Here is a 15,960-nt window from a genome sequence, read left to right as displayed (position 1 = left end):
TATTTTAGTTCTTTTAAATTCATATGGCCTCGAATTTTTGCGTAGATGGTTCAATTACCAGTATAAGTTCTTTTTTGAATGGCAAAGGCATTTGCCGGATTTTTCACCAGTAACTGATCTATTTCTGCTTCGGTAAATCCATTTTTCAGGAGCAATGGAATGAATTGGGTGCTGATGGCGGAAAAGTCTCTAAAATCGCCCCCGTCTTCTTCTCCTGGCCGATACCAGCCTGCGTCGTGGGAAATCAATACCTGCTCCAGCCAGCCCTGTTCCTTGAGATAGCTGAGCTTCTCCAGGTAATCCTGAAGGTTCGATGGCTGTACACCATCCAGACTAATCCACGCTCCCTCAGCTGCAAGTAAGGAATAATTTTCCTTATTGCGTTCATTTTGGGCATGTACCCAGATAAAGGCACTTGGATGAACGCCGTTGGCCTTTAGTAATGCTACTTGTTGCTTTGCTGGTAGGAAAGGCCCGGTATGGGAAGCTATGGTTAGGCCGGTTTGCTTATGGGTCAAACCGGCAGCCAGTATTAGTTTTTGATGCAATTCCGACAGACTGTCGCTATTTACCCCGATTTTGATAAAACCCGGCTTTATACCGGTTTGTCCAATGCCGTTTTTCCATTCATCGGTCCAGATCCCGGCGAGAGTTTCTGCGGAGGATGAAAAAGCGTGCGCCGGCAAATAGGCATTGTCCACTGCTCCGTAATAGCCCGTGTTGGTCAAAATTTGTATGCCGGTTTGTTCCGAAATTTTTCGAAGCAATTCCGGATCCCTACCTAAATACGCTGGGGTGCAGGATACCAGGGTGCGAATCTTTAATTCCGGCAATGCAGCCACATATGGCTCTACTTTCTGCAGCACCGCTGCCTGATCCCACCGGGATGATGTGATTTTATCGGCACCTATGAAGTCTACCAATAAATGTTCGTGGATAAGACTTCTACCCATTTGATTGGCAGGAATGGGGCCCTTCACCGTCATAATCTCGAGGTTCTGACCAAAACCAGCCGGTATCCAGCCGGATAATGTAACAATGATCAGTAGAAGGAGCGGTTTTTTCATGAAGCCTGGTGATTTAATTTTAAATACGCCGCCATGGCTGCTCCGATGATTCCCGCCTCGTTTTTATTTTCCGCAACAATTACCGGAACATCTATGGTGATCTCATTTTCAAATTTATCGAGCTTTTTGCTTGCTCCTCCGCCCAATATAAACAAATCCGGAGAAATGATTCTTACGGTATGTTTCAGGAATTTATTAAAGCGCTTTCCCCAGGTTTTATAGCTTAGGTTTTCGTTCTTTCGGGCAGAATCAGCGGCAAAATATTCTATAATTTGTCCGTTTTTATAATAGATGCGTCCCAATTCGAAATTGGGGATCAATTGCCCATTATAAAATACCCCGGTCCCCAGGCCCGTTCCGATGGTAACGGTTACCACCAGCCCCATTTTTCCTTTGCCAGCCCCAAAGGTCATTTCAGCCAGCCCGGCAGCATCCGCATCATTGATCACAGCTACTGGCAGACCGGTTTTTTCGGAAAACAGCCGATCCACCTGAACCCCCACCCAGCTTTTGTGGATGTTGCTTTTGGTCATGCATCGACCGTTGTTCACTACCGTGGGAAATCCACAGCCTATGGGTCCTGTCCATTCGAAATGGTTTACCAATGTCTGCACGGCTTCCGCCACGCTTTCCGGTTTGGTAGGTATGGGTGTAGGGACCCTGAACCTGTCTGCTGTCAATTCCCCGGTTTCGATATTTACCGGGGCGGCTTTGATTCCAGACCCCCCTATATCCAATCCTAATATTTCCATTCAAAACTATTTAGTATCCAACAAAATTTTATTTTGGCGATTCAAGTTAGCAAAAATTAGGCTGATTACATTCCTTGCCGGGGTTAAAATCCGAAAACAAAAATATTCATTCCTTAAAACATAAATTCTAATTAGCTTTATCTCCTCTAAATAAGAAATAACCTAATTTGTAACTAAAGAGATCAAATAACCATGCAAACTACCTATCAGAGAAGATCTTTCATGAAAAAACTGGGCTTGCTCAGCCTCGCTACTGCCAGCAGTTCCCATTGGTTGGGGGCAGCCCCTACCGGCAAGCAAATCGGGCTGCAATTGTATTCGTTAAGAGAGGATATTAAAGGCAATGTATCGGGAATATTAAAGCAAGTCGCGGATATCGGCTTTAAAAAGTTGGAAGCAGCGAATTATGCTGACGGGGAGATCTATGGATATTCTCCGAAAGAAATAAGGAAGATGGTAACGGATCTAGGTATGCACATGCAAAGTGCCCACGTGGGTGGTCCCAGGGATTTTTCGGGAGCTAATCACGCGATAGCCATGGATTGGTGGAAGCAGGCTGCGGATGCTCATGCTGCTGTAGGAGCCGAATTCCTGATAAAACCATCCATGCCCAAACCGGATACCTTGAAGGAATTGGAAGCCTGGTGTACCTATTATAATCAGGTGGGGGCTATTGCTAAGGAATACGATCTCCAATTTGGATTTCATAACCACGCACGGGAGTTTGAAAAAATTGAGGGAAAAGTGATGTACGATTTTATGCTAGAAAACACTGATCCGGATCTTTTTTGTATGGAACTCGATGTTTACTGGGCTACCAAAGGAGGCTATGATCCGGTAGATTACCTGAAGAAATATTCCGGCAGATTTCCATTGCTGCACATCAAGGACGAGGAAGAAATCGGACAAAGCGGTACCATGGATTTTGAGCCAATATTCAAGGCCGCCTATGCCCAGGGAATGAAAGGGTTTTATGTGGAGGTGGAACGTTATAATTACGAACCAGTAAAAAGCGTGGCGATGAGCTACGAATACCTGAACAACTCAACGTACGTGAAATAAAAAAATCCGGCGGAGTTATTCGCCGGATTTTTATAACATTTTTTATTTTGTTTCCTCTCTTCCATCAGCATGAATGGCAAAGCGCCCTCTTTCCTTGGGATGGGTATGTTCATGACTTTCCCATGGCCATCCTCCAAATTGCGTCCGTTGGAATTCGTATACGGCTTCCTGGATTTCCTGGTTACTGTTCATGACAAAAGGGCCGTGCTGAACCACTTTCTCGCCCAGAGGTTTCCCCTGCAAATAGAGAAAATAGCCCGTTTTGTTGCCATTATGTATTTCCAGAGCTTTTCCCCCGGCCAAATCGATGGAGTGCTCCTCCGAAATGCTTTCTCCTGCCGTTTCAATGTGATCTCCAGCATAGAAGAAGAGACTTCTATTGGTTCCTTCTCCTACTTCCGGAAGCGTGAATCGGGCTCCTGCTTCTGCCGAAATTAGCCAGATGGCCACTTCGTTGGCAGGATCGGCAGCATACGAATCCGGTGCCGGTGCCAAAGCCTTCAACGCACCGAATTGACCAGCGATTAACTTAAAATGGCTGGTCTTTCCTTGCTCATCCTTGACGATTTTGACGGGTATATCCTCTTTCCACATCATTTTAAAATGAGCTGGTACGTTTTTCTTTGCCTGGGGAAGATTAAGCCAGATCTGAAAGAGGTGCAAAGGATTTTTATTCTGCTCGTTCAGCAGGGGAAACATCTCCGAGTGCATGACTCCCTTTCCGGCTGTCATCCACTGGGTATCTCCATTGCCAAATCTTCCGGCAGCTCCCAGAGAATCGGAATGGTCTACCAGACCTTCCTCTACAATGGTAACGGTTTCAAAACCTTTGTGAGGATGGGCAGGAAAGCCGGGAACCTTGCTTCCATGGTACATGCTCCAACCATCTTGTCCAGAAAAATCCTGACCGATCTGTCTCCCATTCAGCCCAGTCAGTGGGGACATGTCCGGCTTTCCCTCCGGAAACACATCCAGGTGATGTGCACAGAATAGAAAGGGATCCTGTGTTTGCCAGTGAAATCCCAATGGTCGGATAGCTTTAAGTATTGCAGTCATAGTCGGATTATTTTATGTGTATATACATGTAATAATCCATATTTTAGTATATTAGTTCCCTCTTGGAAAAATAATTGTTAATCGTACCCCTTGAGAGGATTGATGTAGTGCCTGAAAACAATTTGCCCGGCAACCGGATGGTCATTGAAACGGTTAAACCCTTCATTGCCGTCAAGTTTGTCTGAAAAAGTCAACAGAATGCTGCCTTCGAAGGCGATATCGGTATACAGATTTAGTTTGTAGCTGAGGCCTCCCCTGACGGGGATATACCCTACCACCATGCTATTGTTGCTGGTTTCGGGTCCATTAGATTCGAGTCGGGTTTCCTGATTCAAGTTGAGCAGCATGCCGAAACCTGTTCCCATGTACAAATTAATTCGTTTTCGTTGGGTATGGTTTTCGGACCCAATAATATGAAGGGTGGGCATCAGGTCCAAATAGACCTGGTTGTTTTTGCTGGCTAAGGCTTGTCCCGAAGTCCTCCAGGCCTCAATGACCTGGGTGCTAAAATAGTCTTGATCCTGGCTTTGGGTTCGTTGGTAGCCGAGGTTGCCCCGCAGGTCAATGTGCGAATGTATTTTTCTCCCATAGGTAAAGGAAACGGAGGGGCCGGTCTTGACTTCCACTCTCCGAATTCGTCCGGAATTGTCTGCATACATGGCACCCAGCCCTAAGCCGACCTGATAATACTGGTTTCTGGAAACCTTTTCTTTGTAAAAATTTTGACTTGAAACCGTAAGTGGGAAAAGCAGAGCTGCGGCAAGCAGGAAAGGAATTGTAGAAAGGATTTTTTTCATCGTCGGCATTAATGTTGATTGGGTACAGGTACTAACGGGTAAAATTATCATTTCTTACGGATAAATGGAATTTAAGCATAAAAAATGGAAGAATTAAGGATGAAATTTTAGTAGATAAGAAATAATACCTACTTTAGAATCGTACAAGTTTTAGAATCGGTACAGCCGGATTTCTTGCGGATTTTCACCTGCACCTACTACTTTTGATTTTCCCTTTGGGTTGATTCAGTATGATTTTGAGTTAAATTTAATGTTTTTATGAAATCTAGCATGACGAAAACGTCAATGGTAGGGATGATTATCAATCATGCGAGACTCCATTTGGCCGCTTAAAGACAATTATAAACATATGAAATCGAGCATGACGCAAGCGACCCACGGAGGGATGATTATCAACCATGCGAGATTCCATGTGATCACTGAGAAACAATTATAAACACATGAAAGGAATAATTTTAGCCGGGGGATCAGGGACCCGCCTTTACCCCCTGACTATTGCTGTCAGTAAGCAGTTGATGCCAATTTACGACAAGCCTATGATTTATTACCCCTTGTCTGTGCTGATGATGGCCGGAATTCGGGAAATTCTAATTATAACCACACCGGAAGATCATGATGCTTTTCGGAAATTGCTCGGGGATGGCAGTCAGGTAGGCTGCGATTTTCAGTTCGCCATTCAGCCCAAGCCCGAAGGACTGGCCCAGGCCTTTATCATTGGTGAGAAGTTTATCGGTGATGACAAGGTGGCGTTGATTTTGGGAGACAATATTTTCTATGGGACGGGTTTGTACCGTACCTTAAAAGAGCATACGGATCCCGATGGTGGCGTAGTATTTGCGTACCATGTCAACGACCCTCAGCGTTACGGGGTGGTGGAATTCGATGCGGATTACAAAGTACTTAGTATCGAAGAAAAGCCAGCCTCTCCAAAATCGAATTTTGCAGTGCCCGGTTTGTATTTCTACGACAATGAAGTGGTAGAAATAGCCAAAAATATCCGGCCCAGCAGCAGGGGGGAGCTGGAAATCACCGATATTAACAATGTGTACCTGAAGAAAGACAAACTTAACGTGGGCATTCTGAATCGAGGTACGGCCTGGTTAGACACGGGCACTCATCAGTCCTTGCTACAGGCAGCCCAATTTGTGGAAGTCATAGAAGAAAGGCAAGGTTTGAAAATTGGCTGCATCGAGGAAATAGCATATCGAAATGGGTTTATTAATCAGGAAAAATTGCTAAAATCAGCAGAAAAACTCGGGAAAAGTGGCTATGGTGAATACCTCAAAAAATTAGTAAATCAGAATTTAAATTTTTAGAAATCCATTTGCTTTCGGGCCTTTAAGGGATTTTTTTAACCCTTTATATTTTTTTAAATACAAAAAACAATATTTGAAACGCAAAAAAAATAATAAAAAAATTCCTCAATCTTTGGAGGTACTCTATTTTTATTTTATGTTTGTACTAGTCATAATGTTTTTTATAGCGTGATAATTGTATTTCGATGGTAGATATTGTATTGGTTGATGATGACAAGGTAAGCACGTATGTCACGGAAAAATTCATTCGAAAAAGTTTGAATGTCCCCTACCGGATCCACACTTTTAATTGTGCCACAGAGGCCTTGAATAAGATACAGGAAATCCGCCCACGGTACTTGTTTTTGGATCTGTTCATGCCTCAGATGAGTGGGTGGGATTTTTTGGATAAATTTAATCCTCTTGGGGAGGATTCTGAAGTTTACATATTAAGTGGGTCTCTGGATAAGAAAGATCAAGAGAAAGCCAATTCAAATGATAAGGTAAAAAAATTCCTTTCCAAACTGTCTGTTAGGGAAAGCATTCCGGAAATATTCCGGAATTGACGTCTTTTTGTAGGGTTTAAGATTAATTTTTGATCGAAAGCGCATAGGTCCCGGGCATTGTCCGGGACCTATGTTTTTTAAGCTGCTTTCAACGTACCCGTTAAAATTTTGGGTGAAATCATTCTATTTCCAGAGAAAAATCTACTTTTAACTTAATTTAATGGATTCATAAATTGAAATACCTGATCATGCCAATCCGAATAGCAGTAACCTGTGTAGTTGTTTGCTTCCTCTTTTTTCTATTAATCAAGCCAGAAATAGTACAGTAGCGACTCGTCGTCCGTTTTTTGTCTTAAAAGGAGACTGTCTTTAACGGAGAAAACGGAGGGTTTTTCAACCATTTTATCCCCCAAACCATCAATGCGATTTGTCCCAATTCAAATAAGGTCAGCGGGACCAAACCCAGGATCACGCCAATCCCGGAAAAAAGAAATATACCGGCAATCAATCCAAGGGCGCCGATCACTTTTGCCATGGAACCCCATGGAGCTCCATATCCCAAATACCCTGCTCCCAGGAACGCATAGGCTGCTCCAAACCCCATTACTTTAACCAGGTAATAGGATTCCATGGTTAGCTGCCGGGAAAAGATGGCAAACAGGTCAAGGCAGTACCAGATCAAATTACTACCAATCATCACCCATAAGGCAATCCTCAGGATGAAATTTGGAAAGTGTTTTTCCAAAATTAGCCAGCCTAAGATGAATCCGGTGTAAGTTAGAAATGTAAAAACTTTAATCAGCACCAGCGGGTACGAAACGGTTTTTTCATCGGTTCCCATCCATTCGATTTCCATGGCGATATCAAAATAGGCCAGGAAGAAATATAGTATTCCAGAAGCCATTCCCAGGTAAATATAAATTGGAGAAACGGTTTCGGAATTAGCCTTAGTTGCCTCTTCCTCCCAGGAATGGTCCAGGGCCTCAAATAGTGCTTTGATGGTATGTAGTCTGGGTTGTACTTCTCCCGCTTCGATTCGCTGGAGGGTTCGTACGTTTAAATTACAACGTTCGACCAATTCCTCCTGAGTAATGCCCTTGGCCTTCCTTAATCCGGCGATTTTTATTCCTAATGATGGCTGTTTCATCTGTTTATATGTTTTTTTTCAGCGGTCAGATGGAATCTCGCATGATCGATAATCATCCCACTGTGTGACGTTTTCGTCATGCTCGATTTCATGGCAAAGCTTTTTTTTGTAGGGGCAATTTCAGCGAAAAAAGGCAATACTTAAGCGAATTAGGGTCGGAATTTACCCGGCATTTGCCCGACATTTAGTTAAAGTTGCAAAAAAATCCCCATATCCAGGAACCTTCTTCCTTCAAAAATGATTGAACGTTCATTCATAAGCTAATCAAAATGGAACCGATTCAAGATAAGAAAACCATGTTATTTGAAAGTGCACTGGAGCTGATCCGGGAGCACGGGTTTCATGGTACGCCTGTAAGCAGGGTCGCAAGGCATGCAGGTGTGGCTTCCGGAACCGTATATACCTATTTTAAAAGTAAAGATGAAATGATCCTGGAATTATACAAATACGTAAAGATCAAGGTCATGGCCGAGGTATCCGCTAAAGACAGTCCGGAGCTTCCTTTTCAGCATCGTTTTTTTGCCTTTTGGGATAACCTTACCTCACTTTACCTTACCAAGCCTGCTTTTCAAAGTTTTATGGAGCAGTTTGTCAGCAGTCCTTATAATACGCCCGAACTTCAACGGTCTACAGATCTTTGGGGAGCCTGGTTAGGGAAGTTTTTTGGGGAGGGAGTAAAAGAAGGCGCGCTTCGACCCCTTAGCCCCCAAATTCTGGCTGTGATGGTGATTGGAAATGTCATTTCACTTGTTCGGTACCTTACCTATTTCAAATCCCAAACCCAATCCATGAAAGGGGAGCTAAAGCAAATCCCTCAAATGGTTTGGGATGGCATCAAAAACCAATAATATTTTTAACCCCAATTAGTATCGATGAACTATTACCTCCACCTATTCTTCCTCTTGTGTCTGGGGATTTCTTCGAGAGTGAATGCTCAGACAGACCCAATTCAGACGACTGGTTTAAGTTTGCCCGAGTTGGTCGATTTTGCCTTGCAAAATAGTCCCGGAGTCCGGCAATCCGAGTTAGATCAGCAGATCGGGGATCGGCAGATTAAATCAAGTCTATCGGGTTGGCTTCCTCAGATCAGTGCCAATTATCAACTAACCAACAATCTCAAACTTCAGACGCAGCCCATCGGAGATGAGTTGATTACCTTTGGTCAGCCGTTTGCCAGTAACCTGAATTTCTCTGCTACCCAGACCTTGTTTGACAGGGATCAGTTTTTCGCATACCGGGGTGCCGGGTTGGTAAAAGAGGAATTGAGTCAGTCCCTGGAAACCAACCGTATCAATACGGTGGTGATTGTTTCCAAGGCCTATTACGATATCCTACTGACATACGAGCAAATACAGATCTTGGATGAAAACCTGGCCCGACAGGAAAAGCAATACCAAGATGCGAGAAGCAGGTACGAAGCAGGATTGGTAGACAAAACCGATTTCCAACGGGCCAGAATCAGCCTGGCCAACTTGAAAAGTGACCGGAACAGAGTGAATGCATCGCTCAGAGCCAAGTATGCTTACCTCAAGGAACTAGCTGGATTTTCTCAGGGCGAGGAATTGACGTTGAATTATGCCTATGAATCCCTGGAGCAAAAGGCCAATTTGGAGGAGGGCTTAGATTTTAATTTGGAGCAACGGGTGGAATACCAATTGGCCAAGACACAATTCGCTACCACTGAGCTGAATACCAAGTATGCCCAATGGGCCTTTATTCCGTCCCTAAACGGGTTTTACAATTATAATTTTCTGTTTTTTAACCGGGAGTTTTCCGAACTTTACAGTCAGTCGTTTCCCACTTCCTCGGTAGGCCTTACCATTGCTATTCCTCTATTTCAGGGGGGTAAGCGAGTGCAAGACGTCAAGATTGCCCGGCTTCAGCAGGACCGTGCGGAACTCGGCCTTCGGGATTTTGAAAGGCAACTTTACACCGAATACGAGCGCGCGCTAGCCAACTACCACTCCAGCTTTTATGAATGGGAAACACTGCAGTCGAATCGGGAATTGGCCGAGGAGGTTTACGAAACCATCAAACTACAATATGACGAAGGAGTCAAAGCTTACGTAGACCTTATAGTAGCGGAAACCGAACTTCGTACAGCCCAATTGAACCATTACCAAGCACTTTTCACGGTGCTTTCCAGCAAGCTTGACTTGATGCGAGCCTTGGGTCAGATTAATCCATCATCCATTGATACCTCACTTTGATACAAAAATGAAAAAAGTAATACGCAATTCATTTGTTCCGTTATTTGCCCTGGCGACATTGATTTCTGGCTGTGGTGGTTCTGGCAGTCAAACCCCGGCAGCACCACCGCCTGCTTCGGTGAGCAGCTACGAGGTAATTTCAAAGCCTGTAACTGGTCTGGATACCTATCCGGCCACATTGGTGGCGGTGAAAGAGGTAGAGATCCGACCTCAGGTAAGTGGCTATATTACTCAAATTTTTGCAAAAGACGGGCAGAAAGTAAGCAGGGGACAAAAGCTGTACGAGATAGACCGGAGCAAGTACCTGGCCGCCAGAAATCAAGCGGAAGCCTCACTGGCGTCGGCGAAGGCAAACCTGGCACGGGTAGAAAAAGACGTAGACCGGTATCAGCGGTTGGATCAAGAAGAAGCTATTGCCAGGCAGGTGCTGGATAATGCCAGAGCGGAACTTTTGACGGCGGAGGCCCAGGTTCAGGCGGCTGAAGCCCAGGTAGCATCCACTGGTACTGATTTGAAATACACGGTAATTAGGGCTCCCTTTGACGGACAGGTAGGTATCTCGCAAGTAAGAGTGGGAGGGCAGGTTTCTCCGGGGCAACCATTACTGAATACCATCTCTTCTTCCGGGCCTATACAGGTGGATTTTGTGATTAATGAAAAGGAAATTCCCCGTTTTAACCGGCTGATGAATTCGGAAAGTAGTCCCGATTCACTTTTTACGCTGAGGTTGGGAGATGAATCGGTTTATCCCTATACGGGAAAATTGGTTGCTATGGACCGGGCAGTAGGAAGGCAGTCCGGGACGCTGAATGTGCGCGTGGAGTTTCCCAATCCGGAGGGTATGCTTGTTCCCGGGATGACCACTACTCTTCAGGTGCTCAACCAGGATTATGGAAACCAGCTTGTGATTCCTTATAAGTCCGTGACCGAGCAAATGGGGGAATATTTTGTCTATGTGATTGCGTCGGATAGTACGGTGTCCCAACAAACGCTCCAGCTAGGGACTGTGATAGGTCCCGAAGTAGTGGTTCGGGAAGGCCTGGATACCGGGCAAACTATCGTAGTAGAGGGTATTCAAAAGCTTCGGCAAGGAGCAAAAGTCCGGATTCAGTAATTCTCAGGCAGTTTTTTTATAAAAAATCAAGTTCATGATCTCAGAAGTATTTATAAAACGGCCGGTTTTGGCCATGGTGATCTCTATCGTGATCGTGCTGGTAGGGATATTGGCAGCCCTCAATCTTCCGGTGACGCAATATCCGGATATCACCCCCCCGGTGGTTTCTGTTTCTGCCAATTACGTGGGCTCAAACGCCCAGACAGTGGAACAAACCGTGGCGACTCCTATCGAGACGCAGGTCAATGGAACTCCCGGAATGGCTTATATCAGTTCCAACAATACCAGTACCGGCCAAATGCAGATGAATGTTACTTTTGAAGTAGGGACGGACATTGACATTGCCACTCTTGATGTGCAAAACCGGGTGAGTATCGCCGAGCCTACACTTCCTGAGGCGGTAAGGAGATTAGGGGTGGTGGTGCGAAAGCGAAACCCCAGCATCATGATGGTGATCAGTATTTTCTCGCCGGAAGGCACCCATGATCCCAAATTCCTCTCCAACTATACCAATATCTTTATAAAAGATGCATTGCTACGGGTCAATGGAGTAGGGGATATCAATGCCATTGGGCAGGATTTTTCCATGAGGATATGGTTGCGGCCGGATAAGATGTCTCAGTATGGGGTCTCGACGGCCCAGGTAAACCAGGCCATTCAGGAGCAAAACCTGCAGGTGGCAGCCGGTACGGTGGGAGGCATGCCCCAATTTTCCTCCCAGGCTTTTGAGTATCCCATAACCGTGAATGGTCGCCTGGAGGATGAGGCAGAATTTGAAGATATAATTGTACGTAGCAATCCGGAAGATGGATCGTTGATATATCTTAAAGACATTGCCCGGGTGGAATTAGGGCAATTTGATTATAGCCGGTATTCAACCGTAAACGGGAAAGAAGCAGCCATTCTTTTGGTCTATCAGGCTCCCGGAAGCAATGCGGTAGAAACAGCAGAGGGTATTTACGAAGCCCTTGGAAACCTTAAGGCAACGTTTCCGGCAGATGTAGATTATATCGTACCTTTTGAATCGGTATCGGTTGTGGAGGTTTCGATCAATGAAGTCATCAAAACCTTTGCCGAGGCACTGCTTCTGGTTATCGTTGTGGTTTTTTTATTCTTGCAGAGCTGGAGAGCTACACTGGTTCCGATTTTGGCCATACCGGTTTCCATAATCGGTACCTTTATTTTCTTTATACCGCTGGGATTTACCATCAATACCCTGACCATGTTTGGTTTTGTGTTGGCCATAGGAATTGTGGTGGATGATGCGATCGTAGTCGTGGAAGCAGCGCAGCATTACATCGATCGGTTTAAGCTTACTGCCAGGGAGGCTACCCGGAAAGCCATGCGGGATATTACTGCTCCGGTAATTGCCATTGCCTTGATTTTGGCGGCGGTTTTTATACCAGTAGGATTTATTCCGGGTATCGTGGGTAGGATGTACCAGCAGTTTGCAATCACCATCGCTATTTCGGTATTGATTTCCGCTTTTGTGGCGTTGACACTTACTCCAGCACTTTGCAGCTTGCTTTTAAAGCCTTCTCCCGTGCATGAAAAGAGTAGGGGACTCAACCGTTTTTTTTATTGGTTCAATAATTGGTTTGCCCGGGTCACCGAAAAGTACACCGGAGGGGTGAATAGCTGGATTAAAAAGACGCCGCTGGCTCTTGTGATGTTGGTTGTAATAATCGTTGGTACGTTTGGATTATTTCAGAACAAACCAACGGGGTTTTTGCCTACAGAAGATGAAGGAAGGCTATTTGTTTCAGTGGAGTTGCCTGAGGGGGCATCCTCCAGCCGTACCCGGGAAGTAATGGATGAAATGACCGAATTGATCCAATCGACCGATGGCATAAACAACCTCACAGGAATAGGGGGCTTAAATGCCATCAATTTCTCTTTCAAACCCAACTCAGCTACCTTCTTTGTACAGATGGACCCCTGGGATGAACGAAAGGATCCTTCGATGCAATTATTTGGCTTGATGGGTACCTTAAATCAGAAGTTTCAGGCTATCAATGAGGCCAATATAGTGGTGGTTCCCCCTCCCGCCATCCCCGGTTTGGGGCAGACAGGTGGTTTTAGCTTTATGTTAGAACAACGTGCGGGTGGAGACGTGAAAGAATTGGAGCAGGTAATGGGGCAATTTCTTCAGGAGGCCAATGCCCGACCGGAAATTGCAAGGGCTTTTAGCTTTTTTACGGCCAAGACTCCAGGGTACCATGTGGAGGTGGACCGGGAAAAGGTGAAAAAGCTGGGAGTCTCCCTTACGGATGTATTTGGTACCATGTCCGGTTTGATGGGTTCCTCTTATGTTAACGATTTCACGAAATACGGCCGGAATTTTCGGGTGGTTACCCAGGCGGATACTGCATATAGGGCAGGAATGGATGACTTGGAACAATATTACGTATTGAATCGGCAGGGTGCGTCGGTACCACTATCGGCACTTGTGAATTATGAGGTGGTGGAAAGTTCGCCCGTGATTTCTCATTACAACTTGTTCCGTTCTACAGAAATCAACGGAAATGCGGCACCGGGCTACAGTTCAGGGGAGGCTATTGAGGCTTTGCAGGAAGTAGCAGCGGAGGTGTTGCCCGAGGGTTATGGGTACGACTTTTCCGGCTTGAGCCGGGAAGAGATGGCAGCTGGGAACAGTACCATTTTGATATTTTCTTTGGCCATTATTCTTGTTTCCCTACTTTTGGCGGCCTTGTATGAGAGTTGGTCTGTTCCCTTTTCCGTATTATTCGCTTTGCCATTAGGTGCTTTTGGCGCCATTTTGGCATTGACGTTTTTACCGCACCTGGATAATAATGTGTATGCCCAGATTGGATTGATCACCCTGATAGGACTGGCTGCCAAAAACGCCATTTTGATCGTTGAGTTTGCCAAGGATCGGGTGGACCGGGGGATGCCCCTGATCAGGGCCACCTTGGAAGCGGTGAAGCTTCGTTTGCGTCCGATTATCATGACTTCGCTCGCATTTATTCTTGGAGTAGTGCCTTTGGCATTATCCAATGGAGCCGGTGCAGTGGCACGGCAAACCATCGGCTGGACGGTGATTGGAGGGATGTTGGCGGCGACCTTTTTAGCAATTTTCTTTGTACCGGTGCTTTACGTGGCGATTACCCGTGTAGCCTACGGGAAAAAGGAATTGAAACGCCTGGAAGATAATGCCGATACCGAATGGATTGAAAGTCATCATAGCTGAGGACAATTTGCATAGTATTTAATACGCTTCAGGGAATTTGAATTTCCCCTGGAGCGTTTTTTCAACGAAAAAAGTAAATTCGGCTTACCAGTTTTTTTTCCAGATGGGGCCGCCCTGGTATTTTACCCCAACTGGATATCTTGGCGAAGGAGCTACCTCTGTTTCCATGAGCCGTTCTGTTTTTTCGACCAGCTCCGGGTGATCTCCGGCCAGGTTATTGGCTTCAGCGATATCCTTACTTAGATCGTAGAGTTCAATCGGCTGGTCTTTTCCATTCCGAATGCCTTTCCAGTCACCCAGCCGTATGGCCTGATCGTACCGATCTCGGGTGTGGCCAAAATCCCAATAAAGTACGCGACCATTTGGAGGAAGCGCGTTTCCTTTTAATGCGCCAATGACCGATATTCCGTCCGTTTCTCCTGGTAAGGTAGTATTGGCCAACGTAGCGAACGTGGGAAGCATATCCTGAAAGGCGATAACCTCATTTGATACCTGGCCAGCAGGAATGACTCCTGGCCAGGAAGCGATAAAGGGCACTCGTATGCCTCCTTCATACAAGTCCCGCTTATACCCTTTAAGCCTTCCGTTGGTTTTAAATCCTTTCCAGGTGGCGCTATGGCCGCCGTTATCGGACGTGAAAATGACCAGGGTGTTTTGACGGATCCCCATTGCCTCGAGGAGCGTGATGATTTTCCCGACATCTTTGTCCAGCCGGTCAATCATGGCGGCGTATTTTTTGGCTTTTTCTGGCCAACCTTTCTCCATGTAAGGGGCAGTAGTTGGCACCGTAAGGCCATGCTCGTCTTCTTCTTTCGCTGAAAAATGAGGCAATGTATACGCTGCATACAGAAAGAAAGGTTCCTCTTTTGGCTCTCTGATAAAGTTAAGGGCGGCATTGGTCAGGATATCATGGCTGTAGTGATTTCTCAGAATGGGGTTATCTGGCAGGTGAATTTTCCGTTCGTCATGATCCAGATAGGTAGGGTTAATAATAGTGGGCATGGTCCTGGTTCAGGTAACCGGTCCAGGTATCAAATCCCATATTTGTAGCCCGGCCCTCCGTCTGAGCATCGCCAAGGGACCACTTTCCTACGCCCCCCGTCCGGTAACCAGCGTCTTTTAATACCTGCGCTAAAGTGATATCGTCAGTATGCAGGTAAGTTGGATAATGGGGCACATTGTCTCTGGCAACCGTATGACCATTATGCAAACCAGTCAATAGCACACTCCTTGACGAGGTACAAACTGGCCCTCCAGCATATGCCTGTGTAAACCTGATTCCTTGTTCGGCAAGCGCGTCAATATTCGGCGTTTTAATAAGCTCTTGTCCATATACGCCTATATCTCCGTACCCCAAATCATCCGCCATGATGAAAATGATATTGGGCTTTGTTTCTGTACTGGATTCCTGAGCAAATGTTGCCGCTGTCGTTAATGAAAATAGCCAAGATGAAGCCAGAAAGATTTTAGAGAGAATTGGCATTTTTATTTTGGGTTTAAAAGGGTAATTGCTGCTTTATATTTTGCACCAGCGGGTTGCCTTTACCGGCGACCGACGCAGACCGTGTCGTTTACTGCCATAATTGTAGGGGAAATCGATCTGCTTATTCCTGCCGGTCAGATAAGGCGATGGCTGCATTATGACGAAAAACCGTAGCAGGACATAAAAAAAGAAATAAATTGGGATTTTACCTCAAAAGAGAATCATTTTTTTTAATCCGGAGCCAAATGGGCTAACAAGGA

General features: G+C 45.6%; 14 protein-coding genes. 7 read left to right on the top strand and 7 right to left on the bottom strand.

All coding sequences use genetic code 11. From position 1 onward, the window contains the following. Nucleotides 1-50: 50 nt before the first annotated feature. Together GKS34_RS20345 and ppgK are read right to left on the bottom strand one after the other, a co-directional pair. The gene (locus GKS34_RS20345; protein WP_163386822.1) at nucleotides 51-1,067 is read right to left on the bottom strand and encodes a phosphotriesterase family protein; all 1,017 of its coding nucleotides are present in this window, start codon (nucleotides 1,065-1,067) and stop codon (nucleotides 51-53) included. Continuing rightward, a complete protein-coding gene (gene ppgK, locus GKS34_RS20340) occupies nucleotides 1,064-1,819 on the bottom strand; it encodes a polyphosphate--glucose phosphotransferase (protein ID WP_163386821.1) in 756 nt (251 codons plus the stop codon). Before ppgK ends, GKS34_RS20345 begins: the two co-directional genes overlap by 4 nt. 192 nt (nucleotides 1,820-2,011) lie before the next feature. On the opposite strand from ppgK, the gene GKS34_RS20335 reads away from it, so the two are divergent. Next, nucleotides 2,012-2,881, top strand: a complete 870-nt coding sequence (locus GKS34_RS20335) for a sugar phosphate isomerase/epimerase family protein (protein WP_240459387.1) — start codon at nucleotides 2,012-2,014, stop codon at nucleotides 2,879-2,881. A 42-nt stretch (nucleotides 2,882-2,923) separates the two neighbouring features. On the opposite strand, the gene GKS34_RS20330 is transcribed toward GKS34_RS20335, so the two are convergent. Both GKS34_RS20330 and GKS34_RS20325 read right to left on the bottom strand, forming a co-directional pair. Next, nucleotides 2,924-3,937 carry a pirin family protein gene (locus tag GKS34_RS20330; protein ID WP_163386820.1) on the bottom strand — a complete coding sequence of 338 codons (1,014 nt, stop codon included), beginning with the start codon at nucleotides 3,935-3,937 and terminating at the stop codon, nucleotides 2,924-2,926. Nucleotides 3,938-4,014: 77 nt separating this feature from the next. Next, nucleotides 4,015-4,734: an outer membrane beta-barrel protein gene (locus tag GKS34_RS20325; protein ID WP_163386819.1), complete on the bottom strand. Its 720-nt coding sequence runs from the start codon at nucleotides 4,732-4,734 to the stop codon at nucleotides 4,015-4,017. 440 nt (nucleotides 4,735-5,174) lie between these two features. Between GKS34_RS20325 and rfbA the strand changes: the two genes are divergently transcribed. Both rfbA and GKS34_RS20315 read left to right on the top strand, forming a co-directional pair. Next, a complete protein-coding gene (gene rfbA / locus GKS34_RS20320) occupies nucleotides 5,175-6,050 on the top strand; it encodes a glucose-1-phosphate thymidylyltransferase RfbA (protein WP_163386818.1) in 876 nt (291 codons plus the stop codon). A 185-nt stretch (nucleotides 6,051-6,235) separates the two neighbouring features. Beyond that, complete coding sequence (locus tag GKS34_RS20315) at nucleotides 6,236-6,595, top strand: response regulator (RefSeq protein WP_163386817.1); 360 nt, start codon at nucleotides 6,236-6,238, stop codon at nucleotides 6,593-6,595. 292 nt (nucleotides 6,596-6,887) lie between these two features. Here the strand turns inward: GKS34_RS20315 and GKS34_RS20310 are convergent, their stop codons facing one another. Then, nucleotides 6,888-7,682, bottom strand: coding sequence for a helix-turn-helix domain-containing protein (locus GKS34_RS20310; protein ID WP_163386816.1), 795 nt, complete (start codon nucleotides 7,680-7,682; stop codon nucleotides 6,888-6,890). Between the two features lie 269 nt (nucleotides 7,683-7,951). Here GKS34_RS20310 and GKS34_RS20305 point away from each other — a divergent pair, with 269 nt between their 5' ends. The 4 genes from GKS34_RS20305 to GKS34_RS20290 are packed head-to-tail and all read left to right on the top strand — an operon-like array spanning nucleotide 7,952 to nucleotide 14,217. Further along, nucleotides 7,952-8,530 (top strand): TetR/AcrR family transcriptional regulator, encoded by a 579-nt coding sequence (locus GKS34_RS20305; RefSeq protein ID WP_163386815.1) that lies wholly within the window; start codon nucleotides 7,952-7,954, stop codon nucleotides 8,528-8,530. Nucleotides 8,531-8,554: 24 nt separating this feature from the next. Continuing rightward, nucleotides 8,555-9,892, top strand: coding sequence for a TolC family protein (locus GKS34_RS20300; RefSeq protein ID WP_163386814.1), 1,338 nt, complete (start codon nucleotides 8,555-8,557; stop codon nucleotides 9,890-9,892). Nucleotides 9,893-9,899: 7 nt separating this feature from the next. Further along, entirely contained in the window at nucleotides 9,900-11,006 is a 1,107-nt protein-coding gene (locus tag GKS34_RS20295; RefSeq protein ID WP_163386813.1) for an efflux RND transporter periplasmic adaptor subunit, read from the top strand. Between the two features lie 34 nt (nucleotides 11,007-11,040). Then, nucleotides 11,041-14,217 carry an efflux RND transporter permease subunit gene (locus GKS34_RS20290; protein ID WP_163386812.1) on the top strand — a complete coding sequence of 1,059 codons (3,177 nt, stop codon included), beginning with the start codon at nucleotides 11,041-11,043 and terminating at the stop codon, nucleotides 14,215-14,217. Nucleotides 14,218-14,301: 84 nt separating this feature from the next. On the opposite strand, the gene GKS34_RS20285 is transcribed toward GKS34_RS20290, so the two are convergent. Both GKS34_RS20285 and GKS34_RS23655 read right to left on the bottom strand, forming a co-directional pair. Beyond that, nucleotides 14,302-15,219: a sulfatase-like hydrolase/transferase gene (locus GKS34_RS20285; protein ID WP_205602118.1), complete on the bottom strand. Its 918-nt coding sequence runs from the start codon at nucleotides 15,217-15,219 to the stop codon at nucleotides 14,302-14,304. Continuing rightward, nucleotides 15,203-15,700 (bottom strand): sulfatase-like hydrolase/transferase, encoded by a 498-nt coding sequence (locus GKS34_RS23655; RefSeq protein ID WP_205602117.1) that lies wholly within the window; start codon nucleotides 15,698-15,700, stop codon nucleotides 15,203-15,205. Before GKS34_RS23655 ends, GKS34_RS20285 begins: the two co-directional genes overlap by 17 nt. Between the last annotated feature and the right edge of the window lie 260 nt (nucleotides 15,701-15,960).

The organism is Cyclobacterium jeungdonense (assembly GCF_010994275.1).
GTDB lineage: Bacteria > Bacteroidota > Bacteroidia > Cytophagales > Cyclobacteriaceae > Cyclobacterium > Cyclobacterium jeungdonense.
Note: the sequence above shows the minus strand (reverse complement) of the source record. Positions and strands in the feature narration are given on the sequence as shown.